The following is a 23,011-nucleotide window of genomic DNA, read 5'->3' as shown; positions in this document are numbered from 1 at the left end:
CCCTGGATCTCATACATCCGTATGAAGGGGAGGGAAAATGCGGGAGAATGCCCGTGTGGCGGATGTTTTCAAGTCAGGCCGGGGTGACTACCAGGAGCTCGTCGACGAGATCTCGGCGCTCCTCGGCGCCCCCGCGACCTTGGAGAACCGGGACTTCGAGCTGATCGCCTTCGCCGCGTACGACAGCGAGGGGGACTTCGACGAGGCGTCCCTCGACCCGGTCCGCACCCGCTCGATCCTCACGCGCCGCTCCCCGGCGGCGGTGCGCAGATGGTTCGAGGGCTTCGGTATCGCGCGGGCCACGGGACCGGTACGGATCCCGGCCACGCCGGAGGCGGGTGTGTACCGGGGACGGATCTGTCTGCCGGTACGCCATCGGGGTGTCGTCCTCGGCTATGTGTGGCTGCTCACCGACGAGCCGGGCCCGCCCGAGACCCTGCTGGCCACGGCGATGGAGGTCACGACCCGGATCGGGGCGCTGCTCGCGGACGAGGCGAAGGCGGGCGCGGACCTGACGCGCGAGCTGCGCGCGGTCCTCACCGCCGAGCGCGGCTGGCAGCAGGACATGGCGGTGGCCGAGCTGCGTACGGCACTGGGGGTACGGGGCGATGGTCTGCACACGGTGGTGTGTGTGGCCCCCTGGCTCTCGGCCGACCCGGACGACGCCCCCTCGGCCCGTACGATCCCCGCGGCGACCGCGCGGTGCACGGTGCCCTGGGGCACGGCGGGCCAGAGCCTGGCCCTGCTGGTGCGGCTGCGCTCGGCGGACGTACTGACCCCGGCGCTGACGGCGGCCTCGCGCCTGCTGCGGGAGACCGGCGGCGGGCAGGCCGCGGCCGGGGTCGCGGGCGCCCGCCACGGGCTCGCGGAGCTGGGCGCCGCCTGGCGCGAGGCCTCGGCGGCGGCCCGCGCGGCCCTGGCCGAGCCACGGTTCGGCCCGGTCGCCCAGTGGTCGGCCATCGGCCCGTACCGCCTGCTGACGGCCCTCCCCCCGGACTCGCCCCACGACCCCGCCGTCCAGGCCCTGTTGGCCCCGACGCACCGTGAACTCGCCCGCACGGCCGAGGCGTTCCTGGACTGCGCGGGCCAGGCGGGCCGCACGGCGTCCGAACTGGGCATCCACCGCCAGACCTTGTACTACCGCCTGTCCCGCGTCGAGCAGCTCACAGGGCTGGACCTGGACGACGGCGAGGACCGGCTGCTGCTGCACATGGCGTTGAAGGGGGCGCGGTTGTAGAGGGTGGTTCAACTTCGGTAATGGGGTCATTCGGCCAGGTAAGCGGTGACTTGGTTGCGGAAGAGCGTCTGCGGCCCGTCCATGGTGTGGGCCTGCAGGAGGATGCCGGTGGTGGGATCGACCGTGAAGTGGCAGGTGAGGCCTTCTTCCGGGGCCCAAGCGCTGAAGGGGAAGGACCTCATGGGCCGAACCGTGGCCTTGATGGAGGTCGGCCCGGTCGCGGCGACCTCTGCGAGATGCGACACGATGCGGGCTGGGCTGAGGAGTTCAGCGAGTCTGGCTACTGCGGGGTCGGCCTGGTCGGGTTCGTAGTCACCGCTCATGTTCACCGTGATCGTGTTCCTGCCTCGAAGGGTGACGGCCCATGAGCGTCTGGACGGCACACTCGCCACCGACGGTTCCGATTCGATCTCCGGAACGGCCACGACGTCGGCTCTCATCCTCACGGGATCGAGCAGACTGGTGGCCATGCGCGCCAGGACGAAGGACGCGCCTTCCTCCGTGCCCGCTGGCGTCCACGCCTCGTCGGCCTTCGGTGCGCTGCCGTCCGCCGTGGTTCGGAGGTTGCGCAGGTGACCGGAGCGGAAACACCCCTGTGCGTCGTAGGCACCGGTGTGCAGGAGAAATCCGGTGGCGATGTCGACACCGGCGGTCAGGTGTTTCACCCCTGGCGGGAGCCAGGGGTCTTGTGGGTCGGCGGTCCAGGGGTGCGGAACCAGCGTAACGTCGACGCAGGGGCGTCCCTCATTCCAGGCGCACTGCCCGGCCGAGGCGGCAGCCACACCGCTGACCAGCCGAGCGGGATCGCAGAGTGAGAGCAGGGGGTCACCGGCGGCTTCGTCGTCCCGGCGGAGGCGGGCGCTGGAGTCGGTGTCGAAGCGCACCCGCGCTGATGAAGCGGCCTCCGCTTCACCCAAGTGCCCCACACTGTGCCAGCCGTAGCGACCGGAGAGATCTTCCGGAACACGGTGCTGGCAGCATTCCGCATCCGCACTGAACCGGACGTTCTCTGCCGCTGCGGCAGCCATTCGACCAAGGGCCCAGCGAGCCAGGCCCGCATGATCCAGGGCCAGGGCCTTCAGGGGGTGGGGAGTTGCCACGATGCCCAGTTCTCGGGTTCTCCGGGGCGAGCCGAGGGCCACTGCACGTACAAGATGCGGTACGGGTGGTCCTGAGGCGCCGGGGTAAGTGTCTCGACGCGCCACCGGTGGCCGCCGAGCGAGGAAATACGGCATCCAGGCCTTGTGATGCCCTCACCGCACGCCAGCACGCGCTGGTTACCCGGACTCTCGTCCGGAATGCCTGCCCGGTTGACGGTCTTGTGCGTCATGAAAGAGGCGTACCAGGGGCGCTCCTGCCCCACGACATCCACAGACAAGGAAGCCTCCGGTCGTGCGGGGTGCCCTCGTCTCCACGCGAGTTCTCTCGGCGGACGGTGAGCATCGCTTCCCGGCCACTGACCGGCCACCAGTGGGAGCACGGCGCCGCGCTGTCCTTCACGTGCGCTCGGTGATTCAGCCCAGTGCGGGCCACTATCCGTGGCTGGACGACGCCGACCTCTTCGTCACAGCCACGGCAGCGTTCTTGAACCGAACCGTCAACCCTCGCTGACGTGAGCGATGAACTCCGCCCAGACGTGGGAGGGGAGGAGGAGGGCGGGGCCGTGGGGGTTCTTGGAGTCGCGGATGCCGATGTGGGGGGCGAGGTGGGCTACTTCGAGGCAGTTCTGGCCGGGCTCGCTGTACGAGGACTTGAACCATCCCCATTCCGGAACGAGTTCATGTGCGGTGCGACGCTGGCTCATGGTCTAGATCTCTCGTTCTAGTCGGTGCAGGAACTCGGGAGTCTCGTCAGGTGGCAGTGCTGCCGCCATCATGACGTCGAACCGGCGGGTGAACCGGTCGACTTCGCGAGGCTTGTCCGACGTGGAGATGGGCCCCCAAGGGGTGTCGATCGTCACCCGGGGCGGGAAGTCCTTGCCGAAGTCCAGGATGGCGAAGTCGCTGGTCGAGCGATAGCCAGGACGGAAGGGCAGTACCTGGATGGTGACATGGTCCAGGGCCGCCAACTTCTCGATCTTCGCGAACTGCTCGCGCATCACCTCGGTGCCACCGATGGGATACCGCAGCGCGGCCTCGCCCAGGATGGCGTGCAGCCGCACCGGACTCTCACGGGTGAGGATCTCCTGGCGTTTCATCCTCACCTCCACGCTGTTCCGGATGAACTCGGACGTGAACTCCTCGATGGCCTTGTGTGCCTCGTGGAGGGCGACGGCGTAGTCCCGTGTCTGGAGCAGACCGTAGATGAGGGTCGGGTGATACACCTTCATGGCTCGTGATTCCGGCTCAAGCCCCACGAAGGCTGGCAAGCCCGGAGGCATGAGACCTCGATGCTGCGTAAGCCAGTCCTGTTGGTTGGACTCCTTGTTGAGGTTGATCAGCGACTCGATGACGTCCTCATCCGTGACGCCGTACTTGTCCAGCAGTTTGCGCAGGTCACCGACGTTCCGGAAGTTGAGTGCGCCGGTCTCGATCCGCAGCAAGCTGGCCTCGGAGATACGCAGTCCCTGTACGGCTTGCTTGCGTGTGAGTCCGCCTCCTCGGTCTCCGAGGCCACAGCCCTCCCTTAGTTGGCGGAGCTGCAATCCAAGTTCGAGTCGCTGTGCCGTGCGTCCACGTTTGGCTGCCATGTGCAGAGTGTTACACCGCGCGTACGGGTCGCGCAGGCGAATGTGCAGATCCCGGCATAGTCCATTTCCACCTTCTCTGAAATTTCAGGGCAGTTTCGATTGCAGCTCGAATTGCAATCTCGGCACCGTGGGTGGACAGCCGAAGCACAGAACGGAGCCCCCATGCTGCCCACCCTCCTCACCCACGAGTGGTCCATGAGCTACCCCATGACCACGCGCAGCGTCCCCGTCGCCCGCACCCAGGTCCGCCGTCGCCTCACTCTGTGGAACTGGGCCGGGGACGTGGAGGACGCCGTACTCGTCGCCTCGGAATTGGTCGCCAACGCGGCCGTGCACGGCAGGGTGCCGGGTCATGAACTGTGGCTGCGGCTCGCCGAGTTGGAGGGCGGCGACCTGATCGTGGACGTGTCCGACCCGGTACGGGCGTTCCTCGAACCGGGCCGGGAGGAGCCCGGAAGCGAGGGCGGCCGGGGGCTCCTGGTCGTCGCCCGACTCGCCGAGGAGTGGGACTGGTTCCTCAGGGCGGAGGTCGGCAAGACGGTGCGGGCGCGGTTGGGTGTCGCGGGCCCGAGGTGAGAGGTTGCCGTGAGGCCGCTGTCCGGCCTCCGTAAGCCTCAGCCCCGCCCCTCCTCGTGAGCCCCCGCGCTCGCCACCCCCGCCAGCACCCGCCGCAGCCCCTCGGTGAGCTGGTCGGCGTGGGCGGCGGTGTCGGGGTCGAAGAGCCACTGCACCATGAGGCCCTGGAGCAGGGTCTGGTAGAGGCGGCCCTCGGTGTCGACCGTCTCCTTGTCGACCTCCGCCTCCGGGATGTCGGTGAACAGCGGGACGATCCCCGAGCGGCCCTCCTCCTGCGCCTCGGCCAGCAACTTGCGTACCTCCGGCACCCGTTCGCCCTGGAAGATCAGCTCGAAGCTCAGCAGCCAGATCGCGCGTGACTCGGGCACCGAGCGGATGATGTTCGTCCACACCTCCTGGAAGCGCTCCAGCGACCCGGCGGCCGTCCGGGAGGTGTCACTCACTCCCCAGCCCGGCCCGTAGCCGCCGCTCATCCCCTCGATGAGGGAGATGTACGCCTGCACCAGCAGCGCGTCCTTCGACCCGTAGTGGTAGCCGATCGAGGCCAGGTTGGTCCCCGACTCCTTGACGATGTCGCGCGCGGTCGTGCGCACGAACCCCTTCTCCAGCAGGCAGCGCTTGGCGCCTTCGAGCAGATCCTCGCGGTGTCCCATGCGGCTCACCCTACTCCGGGCTATACGGCTGTCCTAGACGACCGTCTCATACGATCGTTCTAGACAAGCGTCTAAGACGTGCGTACAGTCCCTGCCATGACGAACCCGACGAGCACCACCCCGACCGCTCCCACCCGCGCCGGTCGTCGCGAATGGACCGCCCTCGGCGTGCTGATGCTGCCGCTGCTGCTGGTCTCGATGGACGTCTCCGTCCTGTACTTCGCCATCCCGAAGATCAGCGCGGACCTGGAGCCGAGCGGCACGCAACAGCTCTGGATCTTCGACATCTACGCGTTCGTCCTGGCCGGACTGCTGATGACGATGGGCGCGCTCGGTGACCGCATCGGCCGCCGGAAGTTACTGCTCATCGGCGCCGCCGCCTTCGGTGCCGCCTCGCTGATCGCCGCGTACGCGAACAGCGCCGAGACCCTCATCGCCGCCCGTGCGGTCCTCGGGATCGGCGGCGCGACCCTGATGCCCTCGACCATGGCGCTGGTCCGCACGATGTTCACCGACCCCGGCCAGCGGGCGAAGGCGATCGGGCTGTGGTCCGGGGTGATGACCGGCGGTATCGCGCTCGGCTCGGTGCTCAGCGGTGTCCTGGTGCAGTACTTCTGGTGGGGCTCGGTCTTCCTGGTCAACCTGCCCGCGATGGCGCTGCTGCTCGTGCTGGGCCCGATCCTGCTGCCCGAGTCGAAGAACCCGGCGCCCGGCCGCTTCGACCTTCTCAGCGTGCCGCTGTCGATGGCGGCGGTGCTTCCCGTGATCTACGGCCTGAAGAAGATCCCCTCCGAGGGCGTGCACCCGCTGTACGTCGCCTCGATCGTCGTCGGTCTGGTCTTCGCCGCGCTCTTCGTCCACCGTCAGCGCACCGCCGCCTCCCCGATGATCGCGCCCGCCCTGTTCCGCGGTCGCGGCTTCGCCCCCGCCGTCGTCCTCAACCTCGTGTCCGCCTTCGCCATGCTGGGCTCGGCGTTCTTCACCACGCAGTACCTGCAATCGGTGCTCGGCAAGAGCGCGTTGGAGGCGGCGCTGTGGTCGCTGCTGCCGTCCGTGCCGATCGGGGCGGCGGCTCCCGTGGCGGCCGTGCTGGTGCAGAAGGGCGTCAACCGCGCGTACGTCGTCATGGCGGGCTTCGTCATCGGGGCCGCGGGCTACGGGATGCTGACCCTCGCCGGGACGGAGTCGCTGTGGCTGGTGCTGGCCGCGTGCGGGGTGCTGGCCTCGGGGATCGTGATGGTCATGTCCCAGATGAACGATCTGGCCCTGGGCGCGGCCCCGGTGGAGCGGGCGGGCGCGGCCTCGTCGCTGCTGGAGACGGGCTCGGAGTTCGGCGGCGCGCTGGGTATGGCCGTCCTCGGTTCCATCGGTACGGCGATCTACCGCCACGGGATCCCGTCCTCCGCGCCGGGCCCGGCCCATGAGACCCTCGGCGGCGCGCTCCAGGTCGCCGGGCACCTGCCGGGACGTACGGGCGAGGCCCTGGTGACCGCCGCGCGGGCGGCCTTCACCGACGGGATGCACGGCGCGGCGCTCGCGGGTGCGGCGGTGCTGCTCCTCGCGGCGGTCGCGGCGATGCCGCTGCGCCGGATTCATGTCCGGCAGACCGAGGCGGCCTCCCAGGGCAAGGTGGCCGAGGCGGCGAAGGCCACCGTCTGAGCGTCACCCTCGTACGCAGAACGCCGGACGGGCTGTTGTCGCAGCCCGTCCGGCGTTCACGCGTGCGGCGGCCGGTGTCTCGGCCAGGTGTCTCAGACCAGGTTCACCGAGCGGGCGAACGTCGCGCCGATCTCCGCGGCGACCTCGGCCATCACACCGGACGGCACCGTGTCGTCCACGGTCAGGACCGCCAGCGCCTCGCCGCCGACGTCCGCGCGGGCGACCTGCATACCGGCGATGTTGATCCCGGCCTCGCCGACGATGCGGCCGACCGTGCCGACGACACCGGGACGGTCCTCGTAGCGCAGGACGACCATGTGGTCGGCGAGCGTCAGATCGACGTCGTACTCACCGACGGCGACGATCTTCTGGAGGTGCTTGGGGCCGGTCAGCGTGCCGGAGACCGAGACCTCCGCGCCGTCGGAGAGCGTGCCGCGCACCGTGACGACGTTGCGGTGGTCGGTGGCTTCCGAGCTGGTGGTCAGCCGGACCTCGACGCCGCGCTCCTGGGCGAACAGCGGGGCGTTGACGTACGAGACCGTCTCGTCCACGACGTCCTCGAAGACGCCCTTGAGCGCGGACAGTTCGAGCACCTTCACGTCGTGCTGGGTGATCTCGCCGTAGACCTCGACGTCGAGGCGGGAGGCGACCTCGCCCGCGAGGGCGGTGAAGATCCGGCCGAGCCGCTCGGCGAGCGGCAGGCCCGGCTTGACGTCCTCGGCGATCACTCCGCCCTGGACGTTCACCGCGTCCGGGACCAGCTCACCGGCGAGCGCGAGACGCACCGACTTGGCGACCGCGATACCGGCCTTCTCCTGCGCCTCGTCCGTCGACGCGCCGAGATGCGGCGTGGAGACGACCTGGTCCAGCTCGAAGAGTGGCGAGTCCGTGCACGGTTCCTTCGCGTACACGTCCAGGCCCGCGCCCGCGACGCGGCCCTCCTTGAGCGCCGAGTACAGCGCCGCCTCGTCGACGATGCCGCCGCGCGCGGCGTTGACGATCCGGACGCTCGGCTTGACCTTGTGCAGCGCGTCGTCGCCGATCAGGCCGATCGTCTCGGGGGTCTTCGGCAGGTGGACGGTGATGAAGTCGGCGCACTCCAGCAGCTCGTCCAGGGTCAGCACCTTGACGCCCATCTGCGCGGCCCGCGCGGGCTGTACATACGGGTCGTAGGCGACGACCTTCATGCCGAACGCGGACATGCGCTGCGCGACCAGCGCCCCGATGCGGCCGAGGCCGACCACGCCGAGGGTCTTCTCGGCCAGCTCGACGCCCGTGTACTTGCTGCGCTTCCACTCGCCGTTGCGCAGCGCCGCGTTGGCCTGCGGGATGTTGCGGGCGGTGGAGAGGATGAGACCGCAGGCCAGCTCGGCGGCGGTCACGATGTTCGAGGTCGGGGCGTTGACGACCATCACGCCGGCCTTGGTGGCGGCGGAGACGTCCACGTTGTCCAGGCCGACACCGGCGCGGGCGACGACCTTGAGCTTCCGCGCGGCGGCGATGGCCTCGGCGTCGACCTTGGTCGCGGAGCGGATCAGGATGGCGTCGACATCGGCGATCGCGGGGAGCAGCTCGGCGCGGTCCGCGCCGTTGCAGCGCCGGATCTCGAAGTCGGGGCCGAGGGCGTCGACGGTCGCGGGCGACAGCTCTTCGGCGATCAGTACCGTGGCTTTGCGACGGGGGTTCGAGCTCACGTGAGTCCTCACAAGTCCATTGCGGACGGCCGTCCCGACGGCCGCATGCGGTGGAGGGGTGTCAGGGCCTGCCCGGAGCTGCGCGCGCCCGACAGGTCCTAGCCGCGTGGAAGACGCACGACACTGTGGGCCTGACGCGTTGTTGTCCAGCAGTCTAGTGGCGCCGCGTGCGTCGTCTTACGCCGCTGCGGAAGGATCACCCGTCCGTGGCTGGACGGGCTGGACAACGCCGGGTTCCGGGCATGGTCCGCGGTATGCCGAGGAGGCCGGAGCGGACGGCTCCGGCCTCCTCGGCCGTGAGGCTTACGCCTCCTCGTTCACCCAGCTCATGAGCTTGCGCAGCTCCTTGCCGGTGGTCTCCAGCAGGTGCTCGGCGTCCTGCTGCTTGTACTCGTTGTACTTCTTCAGACCGCCGTGGTACTCGTCCATCCAGGTGCGGGCGAAGGAGCCGTCCTGGATCTCGGCGAGGACCTTCTTCATCTCGGCCTTGGTGGTGTCCGTGATGATGCGCGGGCCGGTGACGTAGTCGCCCCACTCGGCGGTCTCGGAGATCGACCAGCGCATCTTCTCCAGGCCGCCCTCGTACATGAGGTCGACGATCAGCTTCAGCTCGTGCAGGCACTCGAAGTAGGCGATCTCCGGCTGGTAGCCCGCCTCGACCAGGGTCTCGAAGCCCGCCTTGACCAGCGCCGCGGTGCCACCGCACAGCACGGCCTGCTCACCGAACAGGTCGGTCTCGGTCTCCTCGGTGAAGGTCGTCTTGATGACGCCCGCGCGGGTGCCGCCGATGGCCTTGGCGTAGGCGAGGGCCAGCGCGAAGGCGTTGCCGGAGGCGTCCTGCTCGACGGCCACGATGCACGGGACGCCGCGACCCTCCTCGTACTGGCGGCGGACCAGGTGGCCGGGGCCCTTCGGGGCGACCATGCACACGTCCACGCCGGCCGGGGGCTTGATGAAGCCGAAGCGGATGTTGAAGCCGTGGCCGAAGAACAGCGCGTCGCCGTCCTTCAGGTGGGGGGCGATGGACTGCTCGTAGACCTGGGCCTGGATCGGGTCCGGGACGAGGATCATGATGACGTCGGCCTCGGCGGCGGCCTCGGCGGGGGTCACCACACGCAGGCCCTGCTCCTCGGCCTTGGCCTTGGACTTGGAACCCTCGTGCAGACCGACGCGGACGTCGACTCCCGAGTCGCGCAGCGACAGCGCGTGGGCGTGGCCCTGGCTGCCGTAGCCGATGACCGCGACCTTGCGGCCCTGGATGGTGGACAGGTCGGCATCAGCGTCGTAGAACAGCTCGGCCACTTCGGTTCTCTCCTTGGGGTACGAATGGTGCGTCCCACCGTATGACGGCGGGGGAAGGGACGTTACGGAGGCAGGGGAACTGCCGGGTGTGTTCCGGGGTGGAACGGGCGTTTCTAGGCGGAACGGTCGAGCGCGCGCAGTGAGCGGTCGGTGATCGAGCGGGCGCCGCGGCCGATCGCGATCGTGCCGGACTGGACCAGCTCCTTGATGCCGAACGGCTCCAGCATCTTCAGCATGGCCTCCAGCTTGTCGCTGGAGCCGGTGGCCTCGATGGTGACGGCCTCCGGGGAGACGTCGACGGTCTTGGCGCGGAACAACTGGACGATCTCGACGACTTGGGAGCGCGTGTCGTTGTCGGCGCGCACCTTCACCAGAACGAGTTCGCGGTGCACGGCGGACGCCGGTTCCAGTTCGACGATCTTCAGGACGTTGACGAGCTTGTTGAGCTGCTTGGTGACCTGTTCGAGCGGGAATTCCTCGACGCTCACGACGATGGTGATGCGGGAGATGTCGGGGTGCTCGGTGGTGCCGACGGCGAGCGAGTCGATGTTGAAGCCGCGGCGGGAGAACAGTCCGGCGATCCGGGTGAGGGTGCCGGGCGTGTTCTCGACGAGGACGGAGAGGGTGTGCTTGGACATGGTTCTCAACTCGGCTCTCTGTCAGTCGTCTTCGTTGTCGCCGAAGTCGGGACGCAGGTCCCGGGCGGCCATGATCTCGTCATTGGAGGTTCCGGCGGCGACCATCGGCCAGACCATGGCGTCCTGGTGGACGATGAAGTCGATGACGACCGGCCGGTCGTTGATGGAGTTCGCCTCTTCGATGGCCTTGTCGAGGTCGTCCGGGGACTCGCAGCGGATCGCGTAACAGCCCATGGCCTCCGACAGCTTCACGAAGTCGGGGACGCGGGTGCCGCGTGCCTGCGGGTTGACGTCGTCCGGGCCCGAGTGCAGGACCGTGTTGGAGTAGCGCTGGTTGTAGAAGAGGGTCTGCCACTGGCGGACCATGCCGAGGGCGCCGTTGTTGATGATGGCGACCTTGATCGGGATGTTGTTCAGGGCGCAGGTGGTCAGTTCCTGATTGGTCATCTGGAAGCAGCCGTCGCCGTCGATGGCCCAGACGGTCCGGTCGGGACGTCCGGCCTTGGCGCCCATGGCGGCGGGGACCGAGTAGCCCATGGTCCCGGCGCCGCCGGAGTTCAGCCAGGTGGCGGGCTTGTCGTACTGGATGAAGTGCGCGGCCCACATCTGGTGCTGGCCGACACCCGCGGCGAAGATCGTACCCTCGGGCGCGAGTTGCCCGAGGCGCTCGATGACCTGCTGCGGGGAGAGCGTGCCGTCCTCGGGCTGGTCGTAGCCGAGCGGGTAGGTCTCGCGCCAGCGGTCCAGGTCGCGCCACCAGGCGGTGTAGTCGCCGCGGTGGCCCTCGCTGTGCTCCTTCTGGACGGCCTGGACGAGGTCGGCGATGACCTCGCGGGCGTCACCGACGATCGGCACGTCGGCGGCGCGGTTCTTGCCGATCTCGGCGGGGTCGATATCGGCGTGGACGATCTTGGCGTACGGGGCGAAGCTGTCGAGCTTGCCCGTGACGCGGTCGTCGAAGCGGGCTCCGAGGGCGACGATCAGGTCGGCCTTCTGCAGCGCGGTGACGGCGGTGACCGCACCGTGCATGCCCGGCATTCCCACGTGCAGCGGGTGGCTGTCGGGGAACGCGCCGAGCGCCATCAGGGTGGTGGTGACGGGCGCTCCGGTGAGTTCGGCGAGGACCTTCAGCTCGGCGGTGGCCTGTGCCTTCAGGACGCCGCCGCCGACGTAGAAGACGGGGCGCCGGGCGGCGGTGATCAGCTTGGCGGCCTCGCGGATCTGCTTGGCGTGCGGCTTGGTCACCGGGCGGTAGCCGGGCAGGTCCGTGGCCGGCGGCCAACTGAAGGTGGTGCGGGCCTGGAGGGCGTCCTTGGCGATGTCGACCAGGACCGGTCCGGGGCGGCCGGTGGAGGCGATGTGGAAGGCCTCCGCGATCGTCCGCGGGATGTCCTCGGCGCGGGTCACCAGGAAGTTGTGCTTGGTCACCGGCATGGTGATGCCGACGATGTCCGCTTCCTGGAAGGCGTCGGTGCCGATCGCCCGGGAGGCGACCTGGCCGGTGATGGCGACCAGCGGCACCGAGTCCATGTGGGCGTCGGCGATCGGGGTCACCAGGTTGGTGGCGCCGGGGCCCGAGGTCGCCATGCAGACGCCGACCTTGCCGGTGGCCTGCGCGTATCCGGTGGCCGCGTGGCCCGCGCCCTGCTCGTGCCGCACCAGCACGTGGCGCACCCGGGTGGAGTCCATCAGCGGGTCGTACGCGGGCAGGATCGCACCGCCCGGAATGCCGAATACGGTGTCGGCGCCGACCTCCTCGAGCGAGCGGATGAGGGACTGCGCGCCCGTGACGTGCTCGGGCGCGGACTGGTGTCCTCCGTTACGGGGCCGGGGCTGCGGGTGAGGGGCCCCGGTGGCCTGCTCGGTCATCGGCATTCTCTTCTCGATGCTGAGGGTTCTTGCTGAGGGGTTCTGCTGAGGGTTCTACTGGGGGTTCTACTGGGGGTTCTCGCTGAGGAGCTTTGCGAGGTTTGTACGGGGTTCGACTGGTGCTTGTGCAACAAAAAACCCCTCGTGCCGGGAGGCAAGCGAGGGGAGCGCGTCGGGTGTGGTCGCTGGGATTCCGGTTGCATTCCGGTGCCGTCCAGCTCAGCCGACGCGCTGTCCAAGTACGAGAATTCGGGTGCGCATGGCACTGACCCTCTCGCCGCCGCACCGTCACTGTCAAGCAGGTGGGACGGACGTCTCATTATGTGAGCGCAATCCCGTTCCACCTCCGAAAACAGCGGGCACGCTTCCGGTGTACACCTCCACTCCCCCGCCTGCGAGGACCGGCTCCGCCGGGCCGTGCGGCACCGGATAGCGGCCGGCGGCCAGCTCCCGGCGCAGCAGGTGTTCGTCCAGCGGCCCGGAGAAGGCCATGCCCTGGCCGTGCGTACAGCCCATCGCGCGCAGCGCGGCGACCTGCTCGGGCAGGTCCACTCCGTCGGCGACCGATTCGAGCCCCAGGTCCGATGCGATCCGCAGCAGGCCGCTGGTGATCTTGTGCAGCCGGGCGGACTCGACGACGCCCTCGACCAGCTCGCGGTCGATCTTCAGGGCGTCGACGGGGAGACTGCGCAGCGCCGTGATGGCCGCGTAGCCGCTGCCGAAGCCGTCGAGAGCGATCCGGACGCCGATCCTGCGCAGGGCGCCGAGCCTGCGCTCCAGGTCGTCCAGGCAGACGCGCGGGTCGATGCCCGACAGCTCGATCGTCAGCGCCCCCGAGGCCAGGCCGTGCCGGGCGAGGAGGGCCTCCACGGAGCCGAGGGGCAGGGAACGGTCGAGCAGCCGCCGGGCGCTCATGCTCACGGCGACGGGCACGGCGAGCCCGGCCGCGGTGCGCCGGGCGGCCTGCTCGACGGCCTCCTCCAGCGTCCAGCGGCCCAGTTCGGCGGCCTTGTCGCTGTCCTCGGAGACGCGCAGGAACTCGGCGGGTGTGAAGAGCACTCCCTGGGAGGAGCGCCAGCGCGCCTGGGCGCCGACCGAGGCGATCCGGCCGTCGTCCAGCGACACCACGGGCTGATGCACCAGCACGAACTCGCCGTCCCGCAGCGCCGCGCGCAGCCGCGCGCCCGGCTCGGTCCTGCGCGCCACGTCCTGCTGCATCTGGGGCGCGTACAGCTCGACGCGGTTCTTGCCGCCCGCCTTGGCGCGGTACATGGCGAGGTCGGCGTTGCGCAGCAGTTCACCGGCGCCCTGGCCCGGCTCGGAGAAGGCCACTCCGATGGACGCGGCCACCCGGACGTCGTTGCCGTCGATGTCGTACGGCTGGGAGAGCGTGACGCGGAGCCGGTCGGCGAGTTCGAGGATGTGGCGTTCGCGCGCGGTGCGGTCGTGCGTGCCGTCGCCGACGATCAGGGCCGCGAACTCGTCGCCGCCCAGACGGGCGGCCGTGTCGCCCTGCCGCAGCGCTTCCTGGAGTCTGCGGGCGGCCTGGACGAGCAGTTCGTCGCCCGCGTGGTGGCCGATGGTGTCGTTGACGGCCTTGAAGCCGTCGAGGTCGAGGAAGAGCACCGCGGTGTTGCGCAGGGCGGCGCCGCGGTCGGAGGAGCGGCGGCCGGAGAGGGCCTGCTGGACCCGCTTGGTGAACAGGGCGCGGTTGGGCAGGTCCGTGAGCGGGTCGTGCTCGGCGCTGTGTTGGAGCTGTGCCTGGAGGCGCACTCTCTCGGTCACGTCCCGGCTGTTGAGGATCAGTCCGCCGTGGTGGCGGTTGACCGTGGACTCGACGTTGAGCCAGCCGCCGCGGCCCGACCTGAAGCGGCACTCGATGCGCGTGGTGGGTTCCTCGGCGTGGCCGGCGGCGAGGAAGCGGCGTACTTCGTGCACCACGCAGCCCAGGTCCTCCGGGTGGATGAGCGCGGCGAGTTCGGTGCCGACCAGTTCCTCGGCGGAGCGTCCGTAGACGCCGGCGGCGGCCGGGGAGACGTAGTTGAGGGTGCCGTCGGGCGCGGCGATCATGATGACGTCGCTGGAGCCCTGCACCAGGGAGCGGAAGTGGTTCTCCTTCTGCGCCAGTTCCCGGGTGAGGGTGATGTTGTCGAGCAGCATGATGCCCTGGCGGACGACGAGCGCGAGCACCACGGCGCCCGCGGTGATGAGCACCACGCGGTCGATGCTCTGGCCGTTGAGGACGTTGTAGAGGATCCCCAGGGTGCAGACGGCGGCGGCCAGGTAGGGCGTGAGCGCGGCCAGCGAACACCCGGCGATCGGGCGCGCGCCCGTGGCCGCGTACCACTCGCGGCCGAGGTCCTGCGGGAGTCCCGCCTCCTTCGGCGGCGCGTGGCCCGGCTCGCGCGCGGGGCCGGGGTCCGGCTGCCGGGAGGAGCCGTGGTCCCGGCCTCGGGTGAGCGGGTGCGGGCGTGTGTGCGGGTGCCCGTCCTGGCGGCCCGTCCGCCCGTCGGCCGTCTGCCGCTGGCCCGGCACCTGGCCGTGGGGCGGGCGGGCGTGGCCGTCGGGGCTCGGCAGCCGGTACCGGGAGCCGAGCCAGGGGGCGTAGGCCAGGAGCAGCGAGCCGGAGAACCAGCCCGCGTCCAGCAACTGGCCCGAGCGGTAACTGCTGTGCAGCAGCGGTGAGGTGAACAGGGCGTCGCACATCACGGTCAGGGCGAGCGCGCCGATGGCGGTGTTGACCGCCGAGCGGTGGACCGCCGAGCCCCGGAAGTGCAACGCGAGAACCATGCTGATCAGGGCGATGTCCAGGAGCGGGTAGGCGAGCGAGAGCGCGGTGTGCGCGACGCTCGGTCCGTCGAACTTGGCCGCCTGGGCGAGCGCGAGGCTCCACGACAGCGTGAGCAGCGAGCCGCCGATCAGCCATGCGTCGAGCCCGAGGCAGACCCAACCCGCCTTGCTGACAGGCCTTTTGGCGAGCACGAGCAGTCCTACGATGGCCGGTGGAGCGAAGCAGAGGAAGAAGAGGTCGGCGTAGCTGGGCGAGGGGACGGGGTCCTGGAGGACGACCTCGTACCAGCCCCAGACGGCGTTGCCCAGCGTCGCCATGGCGGAGGAGAGCGCGAACAGCAGCCAGGCGGGGCGGAAGCGGCTGCGCGTGCTACGGGCGTAGATGAAACACGAGACCGCCGCGATACCCGCCGCGACGCTCAGCCCGAAGTCACCCATGAACAGCGCGAGTCGCCGGGAGCCCCAGCCGAGCGCGGAGCCCACGGCGTAGGTCGCGCACACCAGGACCAGGGCGAGTTGCGGAACCAGGCGCGTGGGGCCGCCCGGGACCGGGCGGCGGGCCGGCAGTGCTCCGAGGGAGCTCACCGGATCCTCCCGAGCCGAGATGCCACCGGGTGCCACCGGTCCCGGCGGGGTGGGTTGTGACCGCCGTGACCGTCTCCGCGGTTGTGATCGCCGTGACCGTCTCCGCGGGCCACCGCTTGCCAGGGTCGCCGCTCGCGGTCACGCCGCTTCGGATCGTTCGTCGATAGGCCGTACATCGCCCGTCGCCCCCCTCACATGTCTCAAAGTTCCGTCCCCGGCGCCGAACCTGCGCGGCGCATCCCCTGTCGGGACGATACACCAGTCTCGTCACTCAGGGACATAGCCCCTCTACGCTCCGTAACGATCAGCAAGGGTGCGGGTACTTACCGCGTACGGGGGACTGCGGAGTGTGCCCGAAGCGTTCCGGGAGCGAAACCGTAGACGATGCGCACCCCGGTGGTACGGCCGTCGGGCACCGCGTGCGCCCGAGGGCGCGGCGGCTGAAATCGTGCGCCGGAACGGCCCGTTCACCCCTCCCGGCTCTCCGTCCGCCGCCTCCCCCGCACCGGTCACGCGCCGCTGTTCACCATCACGTTCTCCATCGGTTCCCCCAGTACGAAACGGTTCACCTGGGCGGCCAGAAGACGCTTGGCACGGGGCTCGAACGCCGATGTGGCACCGCCGACATGAGGGGTGACGAGCACACCCGGCGCATGCCACAGGGGGTGCCCCGCGGGCAGCGGTTCGGGGGCGGTGACATCGAGTGCCGCCGTGATACGGCCGGTCTTCACCTCCGCAAGCAGCGCCTGGGTGTCGACGACCGCACCGCGCGCGACGTTGACGAGCAGCGCGCCGTCCTTCATCCGGGCCAGGAAGTCCGCGTTGACCAGGCCTTTCGTCGTGCCGGTGAGGGGTGTGGCGAGGACCACGACATCGGCGTCGGGCAGAAGTTCCGACAATCGGGAGATGGGATGCACAACACCGCGCGCCGTATCGCGCTCGCGGCGCGCCACGCGCGCCACCCGCGCGAGCTCGAACGGCACGAGCCGGTCTTCGATGGCGGCACCCACGGACCCGTACCCGACGATGAGGACGGACCGGTCGGCGAGCGCCGGGCGGAACCCCTCGCGCCACTCCTCGCGGTCCTGGCCCCGTACGAAGTCGGGGATGCCGCGCAGGGAGGAGAGGATCAGCGTCAGCGCGAGTTCGGCGGTGCTGGCGTCGTGCACCCCGCGTGCGTTGCAGAGCAGCACGCCGTCGGGCAGCAGCGGGAGGCTCGGCAGGATGTGGTCGACACCGGCGGTGAGGGTCTGCACGACGCGCAGGGATCGCATCGCGGGCAGGGGGCGCACCTCGGTCTCGGCGCCCTTCATGTAGGGCACGACGTACAGCACGCAGTCGGCCGGGTCGGCGGGGTACTCCTCGGCGCCGTCCCAGTAGCGGTAGGTGGGACCCTCGGGGAGGCCCTCGATCTCGTCGGTGCGGAACGGAAGCCAGATGTCGTCGCTCATGCCCTGGAGGCTAAGGCGTGTGCCCGATGTCCCGCGTGGGGGCCTTCGGCCTCTGTGACATGCCTGCTCACGGCCCTCGCGCGAGGCGTGACGGGCACGCAGGGGCGCCGGGCGTCCTCCGCTGCCGCATTGGTTAGTTTGGGGTGCCAGGAAAGGGAGGGCACGGCCAGGTGGAGCGCAGGACGATCGGCGCGGCAACGCTCGAAGTGGGGGCCGTCGGACTCGGATGCATGCCGATGAACTGGGCGTACTCCGGTTCCCGGCAACGGGGCGAGGAGTCGCTGCGGACGGTGCACAGAGCGCTCGATCTGGGGGCGACGCTGCTCGACACGGCCGACATGTACGGGCCGTTCACCAACGAGCTGCTGGTGGGCCGGGTGTTGAGGCAGCGGCGCGCCGAGGCGTTCGTGTCGACCAAGGTCGGGCTGCTGGTCGGTGACCAGCACATCGTGGCCAACGGCCGCCCCGGCTATGTGAGACGGGCCTGCGACGCCTCGCTGCGGCGCCTGCAGACGGACGTCATCGATCTCTACCAGTTGCACCGCCCGGACCCGGAGGTCCCGGTCGAGGAGACCTGGGGCGCGATGGCGGAGCTGGTGCGGGCGGGCAAGGTACGGGCGCTGGGGCTGTGCGCGGTGGGCGTACGGGGCGGGCGACGGACCGGGGCCCGGTTGTACGACGGCACGCTGCGGCAACTGCAGCGGGTGCAGCAGGTGTTCCCGGTGAGCGCGGTGGAGGCCGAGCTGTCGCTGTGGTCGGCGGAGGCGCTGGACGCGCTGCTGCCGTGGTGCGCGGCGCGCGGGGTCGGCTTCCTGGCGGCGATGCCGCTCGGCAACGGGTTCCTGACCGGCACGCTGACCCCGGGCGGCGGCTTCGAGCGGGACGATCTGCGGGCCCGGCATCCCCGCTTCACGGCCGAGATGATGGCGGCGAACCAGCCGATCGTGGCCGGGCTGCGCCGGGTGGCCCGCCGCCACGGCGAGGAGGTCACCCCGGCCCAGGTGGCGCTGGCCTGGGTGCTCGCCCAGGGGCCGCAGGTGGTCCCGATACCGGGTGCCAAGCGGGAGCGCTGGGTGACGGAGAACGCGGGCGCGGCCGGGCTGCGGCTGACACCGCGGGATCTGACGGAACTGGCGCGGCTCCCGGCGGCGCAGGGTTCCTGGGACTGAGGAGCCCGCCCCGGCCGCACGGGGCTCAAGTACCGCATCACCCCCGCCCGATCGGGGATGCTGGGGACTCGGGCGGTGGACTCAGGGGAAGAAGCCCCGTGGCGAAAGGACGTGGAGCGTGCGACAACGAGCCGGGGCGGCCGTGGTGGCCGCCGCCGTACTGCTGCTGGCGGTCGGCTGCTCGGGCGGCGAGGGCGGGCCGGGCGGCGGCGCGAGTGTCACGCCGCACGGTACGACACCGGGGTCGCCCTTCGTCACACCGCCCGAGGCGACGCCGCCCGCCAAGGGATCGGTCCGTGTGGTGCGTACGGTCGCCGAGCATCTCACCACGCCGTGGGGTCTCGCGCCGCTGCCCGGCGGCGGGTTGCTGGTCTCCTCGCGGGACGACGGGACGATCACGCGGATCGACGAGAAGTCCGGGAAGAAGACGGAGCTGGGCGAGGTGCCCGGGGTCGCCGCCGCGGGCGAGGGCGGTCTGCTCGGTCTCGCCCTCTCCCCCGACTACGGCTCGGACCATCTGATCTACGCGTACATGACGACGGACTCCGACAACCGCATCGTGAGCATGCTGTACGACCCGAAGCGGGACCCGGGCGACCAACTCGGCGCCCCCAACACGGTGTTCAGAGGCATCCCGAAGGGCGCCATCCACAACGGCGGCCGGATCGCGTTCGGCCCGGACGGGATGCTGTATGCGGGTACGGGCGAAACCGGCAACCGCGATCTGGCCCAGGACAAGAACTCGCTCGGCGGCAAGATCCTGCGCATGACCCCGCAGGGCGAACCGGCCCCCGGCAACCCCTTCCCCGACTCGACCGTCCTCTCCTACGGCCACCGCGATGTGCAGGGGCTGGCCTGGGACGACAAACAGCGGCTGTTCGCCTCGGAGTTCGGCGAGGACACCTGGGACGAGCTGAACGCGATCAAGCCGGGGGACAACTACGGCTGGCCGAAGGCCGAGGGGAAGTCGTCGGACCCGAAGTACCACAACCCGATCGCCGAGTGGCATCCCGCCGAGGCCTCCCCCAGCGGTATCGCCTACGCCGAGGGCTCGATCTGGATGGCGGCCCTGCGCGGTGAACGACTGTGGCGCATCCCCCTGAAGGGCACCGAGACCTACGCGCCGCCGCAAGCGTTCCTGAAGGGCAAGTACGGCCGCCTGCGCACGGTGGTCCCGGCGGGCGGCGACAAGCTGTGGCTGACGACGAGCAACACGGACGGCAGGGGGCATCCGACGAAGACGGACGACCGGATCCTGGAGGTGGAGGTGTCGTAGGGCGTGCTTCAGTCCGGGCTTGCCTCGGGGTCGGCCGCGGCCTGATCCGACCGATCTGTCCGGTCCGACCGGTCCGACCGGTCCGGCTGATCCGGCTGATCCGGCTTCGGTGGGCGGACGAGTACCTTGCCCGAGGCCAGGTCGATCGGGCCGCGGCCGGGATCGCCGTCCGTCACGTCCACCCGGGACAGCTCCAGGCGTCTCTTCTCGTCGTGGGTGTGTTTGCGGCCCTGTGCGAAGAGTTCCTCGAACAGGTTGAACACGGTGCCTCCCTCGGCCCGGATCCTGACAGCCTAGACCTCACCCCTGCGCCGGGACAGTGAGTAACTACGCCTCGGCGGCGAAGAGTTGGAGCCGGTGAGCCAGTGCCGCCGCCTCTCCTCGGCCCGAGACGCCCAGCTTGGCCAGGATGTTCGAGACGTGGACGCTGGCCGTCTTCGGTGAGATGAACAGCTCCCCGGCTATCTGTCTGTTGCTGTGCCCCGCCGCGACCAAGCGGAGCACGTCCCGTTCGCGGCTGGTGAGCCCCAGGGACTCGGCCGGGTCCCGGCGCGCGGTGGGCGACAGCGGAAGGCGGGCCCGGCGCGCGAGCAGGGCGACCGAGTCGGCGAGCGGCCGGGCGCCGAGGTGTCCGGCCACCGCACCGGCCAGCCGCAGCAGCTCCGTGGCCCGTTCGCACCCGTCCTCCTCGCCGCCCGCCGCCAGCAGGGACGCGGCGAGGCGGTGGCGGGCGCGGGCCAGGTCGTACGGGCGCTCCAGGGTCTCGAAGGCGGCCACGACCTCGGACCAGTCGAGCGGCTCGTCACGGCCCTCGGCGCGGAGCACCTCGGCGCGGACCCAGCGCTCGTACGCGTGCCACACCGGTGCGTGCGTGGTGAGGGTCTTGGCGGCCTTACGGATCCGCGCGAGCGTCTCGGCGCGGCCCGGCTCGGCGGCGGGCAGCCCGAAGGCGTCGGCCTCGGCGGTGGCGGCGGCGAGCAGCAGTGGCCAGGCGTGGGCTCGGCTGCCCGGCGGGAACCCCTCGCCGGGTACGTCGAGTTCGTCGAGTACGTCGTGGAGGGCGGCGCGGGCGTCGGCGAGGCGGCCCTCCTCGGCCGCGATCCCCAGAGCGAGGTGCGCCAGCGGCAGCCGGTGCCGCGCCGAGGTGGCTCGTGTACCGAACGACGCGCGCGCGGCGGTGAGTTGTCGTTCCGCCTCGGTCACATCGCCTCGCGCGAGGGCGAGTCGGGCGTGCCCTGTCGCGGCCGGACCCTGCCGCCCGACACGCTCGACACACTCGAAGGCAGCGGCGGCCTCGTCCCAGCGGCCCAGGGAGAAGAGAGAGACGCCGAGGTGCGCCCGCACTCGGGCCTCGGTGTCCAGCAGGCCCAGTCCACGGGCGAGTTCGAGGCCCCGGCGGAGCACCTCGACGGCTTCCCGGGAGCGGCCGATGTCCTCCAGGCGGGCCGGCAGGTCCACATGGAGGCGGCCCGTCACCTGCGTATGGCCGAGAGCCTCGGCCCGCTCCTGGACCGCGTACATCTCCGCGAGCCCGGTGCCGATGTCGCCCGCCTCCACGAGCAGCCCGCCCAGGGTCAGGCGCGCGTTCAGCTCGATGTCACGGGCACCCACCAGGCGCGCGTACTCCACGGCGCGCTCGGCGGCCGAGAATGCCTCGGGGCCGGGGACGTGCCGCGTGGACCAGGTGGCGACGAGGGCGAGGACCTCGGCGTGCACCGTCGAGGGCGGCAGTCCGCGTACCAGCCGCTGGGCGGTGGTGAGTTCCGCCCAGCCGTCACCGCGGGCGGTGTGCCGCATCAGCCGCGCGCGCTGCGCCCAGAACCAGGCGGCCCGCAGGGGGTCGTCCTCACTGTCGGAGTCCTTGTCCAGGAGCCGCAGGGCGCGCCCGGTGATCTCCAGCGCGTGCTCGGCCTCCCCGCACAGCCGTCCCGCGACGGCGGCTTCCGCCAGCAGATCGACGTAGCGCAGGCGCTCGCTCGCCGGATCGTGCGCGGCGCGCGGATACGTCTCGCGCGCGTGTCCGTACGGGCGCAGGCCGGCCCGTACGGACGCGGGCGCGAGGTCCCACAGCTCCATCGCGCGCTCCAGCAGCCGCAGTCGCTCACTGTGCGCGTGCCGGTGGCGGGCCGCCGCGGCGGCGTCGAGGACGGCGGGCAGGGCCTTGGCCGCATCGCGCGCGTGGTACCAGTATCCGGCCAGCCGGGGGGCGTACTGGTCGGCCGGTACCAGCGTGGGGTCGGCCTCCAGGGCCGTCGCGTACCGCCGTTCGAGGCGGATGCGTTCGCCGGGGAGCAGGTCGTCGCCGACCGCCTCGCGTACGAGGGAGTGGCGGAAGCGGTAGCTGTCGCCGTCGGGGGTGGCGCGCAGGATGTGGGCGTCGACGGCGGCGCGCAGGGCCTCGATGAGGTCGTCCTCGGCGAGCCCGGCGACGGCCGCGAGGAGGCGGTGCTCGACGGTGGAGCCGCCCTCGGCGACGGTCCGGGCGACGCGGCGGGCGGTCTCCGGCAGTCGGTCGACGCGGACGAGGAGGAGGTCGCGCAGGGAGTCGGGCAGGCCCGCGCGGCGGTCCTCGCGCGAGGCGACCGCCAGCTCCTCCACGAAGAAGGCGTTGCCGTCGGAGCGTTCGAAGATCTCCTCGACCCGGGCGGGGTCGGGTTCGGTGGCGAGGATGCCGGTGAGCTGGCGCGCGACCTCGGTGCGGTCGAAGCGGCCGAGGGCGATACGGCGGACCGTGCGAAGGCGGTCGAGTTCGGCGAGGAGGGGGCGCAGGGGGTGGCGGCGGTGGAGGTCGTCGGTGCGGTACGAGGCGACAAGGAGCAGGCGGCCGGTGCGCAGCGTACGGACGAGGTGGGCGAGGAGATGGCGGGTGGAGGCGTCGGCCCAGTGGAGGTCCTCCAGGACGAGGACGACGGTGCGGTGGGCGGCGACGCGCTCCAGCAGGCGGGCGGTCAGCTCGAAGAGACGGGCCAGGGCCGCCTCGTCGTCCCACGGGGCGTGGCGCGGCTCGCCCAACTCCGGGAGCAGCCGGGCCAGTTCCTCCTCCTGGCCGGTGGCCGCCTCGGCCGTCTCCGCGGGCAGTTCGCGGCGCAGGGCACGCAGGGCGGCGGAGAACGGGGCGAAGGGCAGGCCCTCGGCGCCGATCTCGACGCAGCCGCCGACCGCGACGACCGCGTCCGCCTGGGTGGCCGTGGCGGTGAACTCCTCGATCAGCCGGGACTTGCCGACCCCGGCCTCACCCCCGACGAGCACGGTCTGCGGCGTACCCGCGGCGGCACGCGCGAGCGCGTCGCGTAACGCCCCCGCCTCCTCGGCCCGACCGACGAAGACGGGGCAGACCTTGCCCACGAAGGTATGGATCGCCACGCCCCGAGCATCGCACGAGGGTCCGACACGACGGCGCCGCCCGCCACCCGCGCCCGCGCC

At 70.9% G+C, this 23,011-nt stretch carries 17 protein-coding genes; 5 read left to right on the top strand and 12 right to left on the bottom strand.

The genetic code is table 11. From position 1 onward, the window contains the following. Nucleotides 1-37 precede the first annotated feature (37 nt). Complete coding sequence (locus tag NGF19_RS05650; protein ID WP_252422601.1) at nt 38-1,237, top strand: PucR family transcriptional regulator; 1,200 nt, start codon at nt 38-40, stop codon at nt 1,235-1,237. Between the two features lie 26 nt (nt 1,238-1,263). Here NGF19_RS05650 and NGF19_RS05645 read toward each other — a convergent pair whose 3' ends face one another. The 3 genes from NGF19_RS05645 to NGF19_RS05635 form a co-directional block, all read right to left on the bottom strand. Continuing rightward, nucleotides 1,264-2,337, bottom strand: a complete 1,074-nt coding sequence (locus NGF19_RS05645; protein ID WP_252422600.1) for a hypothetical protein — start codon at nt 2,335-2,337, stop codon at nt 1,264-1,266. 497 nt (nt 2,338-2,834) lie between these two features. Next, a complete protein-coding gene (locus tag NGF19_RS05640; protein ID WP_252422599.1) occupies nt 2,835-3,041 on the bottom strand; it encodes a DUF397 domain-containing protein in 207 nt (68 codons plus the stop codon). Between the two features lie 3 nt (nt 3,042-3,044). Continuing rightward, entirely contained in the window at nt 3,045-3,926 is an 882-nt protein-coding gene (locus NGF19_RS05635) for a helix-turn-helix domain-containing protein (RefSeq protein ID WP_252422598.1), read from the bottom strand. A 162-nt stretch (nt 3,927-4,088) separates the two neighbouring features. Here NGF19_RS05635 and NGF19_RS05630 point away from each other — a divergent pair, with 162 nt between their 5' ends. After that, nucleotides 4,089-4,502, top strand: a complete 414-nt coding sequence (locus NGF19_RS05630; RefSeq protein WP_252422597.1) for an ATP-binding protein — start codon at nt 4,089-4,091, stop codon at nt 4,500-4,502. A 38-nt stretch (nt 4,503-4,540) separates the two neighbouring features. Here the strand turns inward: NGF19_RS05630 and NGF19_RS05625 are convergent, their stop codons facing one another. Further along, nucleotides 4,541-5,155, bottom strand: a complete 615-nt coding sequence (locus NGF19_RS05625; RefSeq protein WP_252422596.1) for a TetR/AcrR family transcriptional regulator — start codon at nt 5,153-5,155, stop codon at nt 4,541-4,543. A 96-nt stretch (nt 5,156-5,251) separates the two neighbouring features. Here NGF19_RS05625 and NGF19_RS05620 point away from each other — a divergent pair, with 96 nt between their 5' ends. Next, entirely contained in the window at nt 5,252-6,814 is a 1,563-nt protein-coding gene (locus NGF19_RS05620; RefSeq protein WP_252422595.1) for an MFS transporter, read from the top strand. Nucleotides 6,815-6,906: 92 nt separating this feature from the next. On the opposite strand, the gene serA is transcribed toward NGF19_RS05620, so the two are convergent. From serA to NGF19_RS05590, 6 genes are all read right to left on the bottom strand, one after another. After that, on the bottom strand, nt 6,907-8,508 hold the full coding sequence (gene serA / locus NGF19_RS05615; protein WP_252422594.1) for a phosphoglycerate dehydrogenase: 1,602 nt from the start codon (nt 8,506-8,508) through the stop codon (nt 6,907-6,909). Between the two features lie 303 nt (nt 8,509-8,811). Next, a complete protein-coding gene (ilvC, locus tag NGF19_RS05610) occupies nt 8,812-9,810 on the bottom strand; it encodes a ketol-acid reductoisomerase (RefSeq protein WP_252422593.1) in 999 nt (332 codons plus the stop codon). Nucleotides 9,811-9,923: 113 nt separating this feature from the next. Beyond that, nucleotides 9,924-10,448 (bottom strand): acetolactate synthase small subunit, encoded by a 525-nt coding sequence (gene ilvN, locus NGF19_RS05605; RefSeq protein WP_252422592.1) that lies wholly within the window; start codon nt 10,446-10,448, stop codon nt 9,924-9,926. A 21-nt stretch (nt 10,449-10,469) separates the two neighbouring features. Further along, nucleotides 10,470-12,317, bottom strand: a complete 1,848-nt coding sequence (locus NGF19_RS05600) for an acetolactate synthase large subunit (protein ID WP_252422591.1) — start codon at nt 12,315-12,317, stop codon at nt 10,470-10,472. A gap of 294 nt (nt 12,318-12,611) precedes the next feature. Further along, nucleotides 12,612-15,692 (bottom strand): putative bifunctional diguanylate cyclase/phosphodiesterase, encoded by a 3,081-nt coding sequence (locus NGF19_RS05595; protein ID WP_252422589.1) that lies wholly within the window; start codon nt 15,690-15,692, stop codon nt 12,612-12,614. 509 nt (nt 15,693-16,201) lie between these two features. Then, nucleotides 16,202-17,143, bottom strand: coding sequence for a 2-hydroxyacid dehydrogenase (locus NGF19_RS05590; RefSeq protein WP_252422587.1), 942 nt, complete (start codon nt 17,141-17,143; stop codon nt 16,202-16,204). A gap of 170 nt (nt 17,144-17,313) precedes the next feature. Here NGF19_RS05590 and NGF19_RS05585 point away from each other — a divergent pair, with 170 nt between their 5' ends. Both NGF19_RS05585 and NGF19_RS05580 read left to right on the top strand, forming a co-directional pair. After that, complete coding sequence (locus NGF19_RS05585) at nt 17,314-18,312, top strand: aldo/keto reductase (RefSeq protein WP_252422586.1); 999 nt, start codon at nt 17,314-17,316, stop codon at nt 18,310-18,312. Nucleotides 18,313-18,430: 118 nt separating this feature from the next. Next, nucleotides 18,431-19,588, top strand: a complete 1,158-nt coding sequence (locus tag NGF19_RS05580) for a PQQ-dependent sugar dehydrogenase (protein WP_252422585.1) — start codon at nt 18,431-18,433, stop codon at nt 19,586-19,588. 8 nt (nt 19,589-19,596) lie between these two features. Here NGF19_RS05580 and NGF19_RS05575 read toward each other — a convergent pair whose 3' ends face one another. Further along, nucleotides 19,597-19,851, bottom strand: a complete 255-nt coding sequence (locus tag NGF19_RS05575) for a DUF6191 domain-containing protein (RefSeq protein WP_252422583.1) — start codon at nt 19,849-19,851, stop codon at nt 19,597-19,599. A gap of 64 nt (nt 19,852-19,915) precedes the next feature. Beyond that, nucleotides 19,916-22,951 carry a helix-turn-helix transcriptional regulator gene (locus NGF19_RS05570; protein WP_252422581.1) on the bottom strand — a complete coding sequence of 1,012 codons (3,036 nt, stop codon included), beginning with the start codon at nt 22,949-22,951 and terminating at the stop codon, nt 19,916-19,918. Between the last annotated feature and the right edge of the window lie 60 nt (nt 22,952-23,011).

The organism is Streptomyces macrolidinus (assembly GCF_023887685.1).
Taxonomy (GTDB): Bacteria; Actinomycetota; Actinomycetes; order Streptomycetales; family Streptomycetaceae; genus Streptomyces; species Streptomyces macrolidinus.
Note: the sequence above shows the minus strand (reverse complement) of the source record. Positions and strands in the feature narration are given on the sequence as shown.

Bases quoted from the DNA above. Each gene is read 5' to 3' on its own strand.
- NGF19_RS05650 (WP_252422601.1), top strand. From the start codon at position 38: ATGCGGGAGAATGCCCGTGTGGCGGATGTTTTCAAGTCAGGCCGGGGT.
- NGF19_RS05590 (WP_252422587.1), bottom strand. From the start codon at position 17,143: ATGAGCGACGACATCTGGCTTCCGTTCCGCACCGACGAGATCGAGGGC.
- NGF19_RS05625 (WP_252422596.1), bottom strand. From the start codon at position 5,155: ATGGGACACCGCGAGGATCTGCTCGAAGGCGCCAAGCGCTGCCTGCTG.
- NGF19_RS05630 (WP_252422597.1), top strand. From the start codon at position 4,089: ATGCTGCCCACCCTCCTCACCCACGAGTGGTCCATGAGCTACCCCATG.
- NGF19_RS05620 (WP_252422595.1), top strand. From the start codon at position 5,252: ATGACGAACCCGACGAGCACCACCCCGACCGCTCCCACCCGCGCCGGT.
- NGF19_RS05635 (WP_252422598.1), bottom strand. From the start codon at position 3,926: ATGGCAGCCAAACGTGGACGCACGGCACAGCGACTCGAACTTGGATTG.
- ilvN (WP_252422592.1), bottom strand. From the start codon at position 10,448: ATGTCCAAGCACACCCTCTCCGTCCTCGTCGAGAACACGCCCGGCACC.
- NGF19_RS05600 (WP_252422591.1), bottom strand. From the start codon at position 12,317: ATGACCGAGCAGGCCACCGGGGCCCCTCACCCGCAGCCCCGGCCCCGT.
- NGF19_RS05640 (WP_252422599.1), bottom strand. From the start codon at position 3,041: ATGAGCCAGCGTCGCACCGCACATGAACTCGTTCCGGAATGGGGATGG.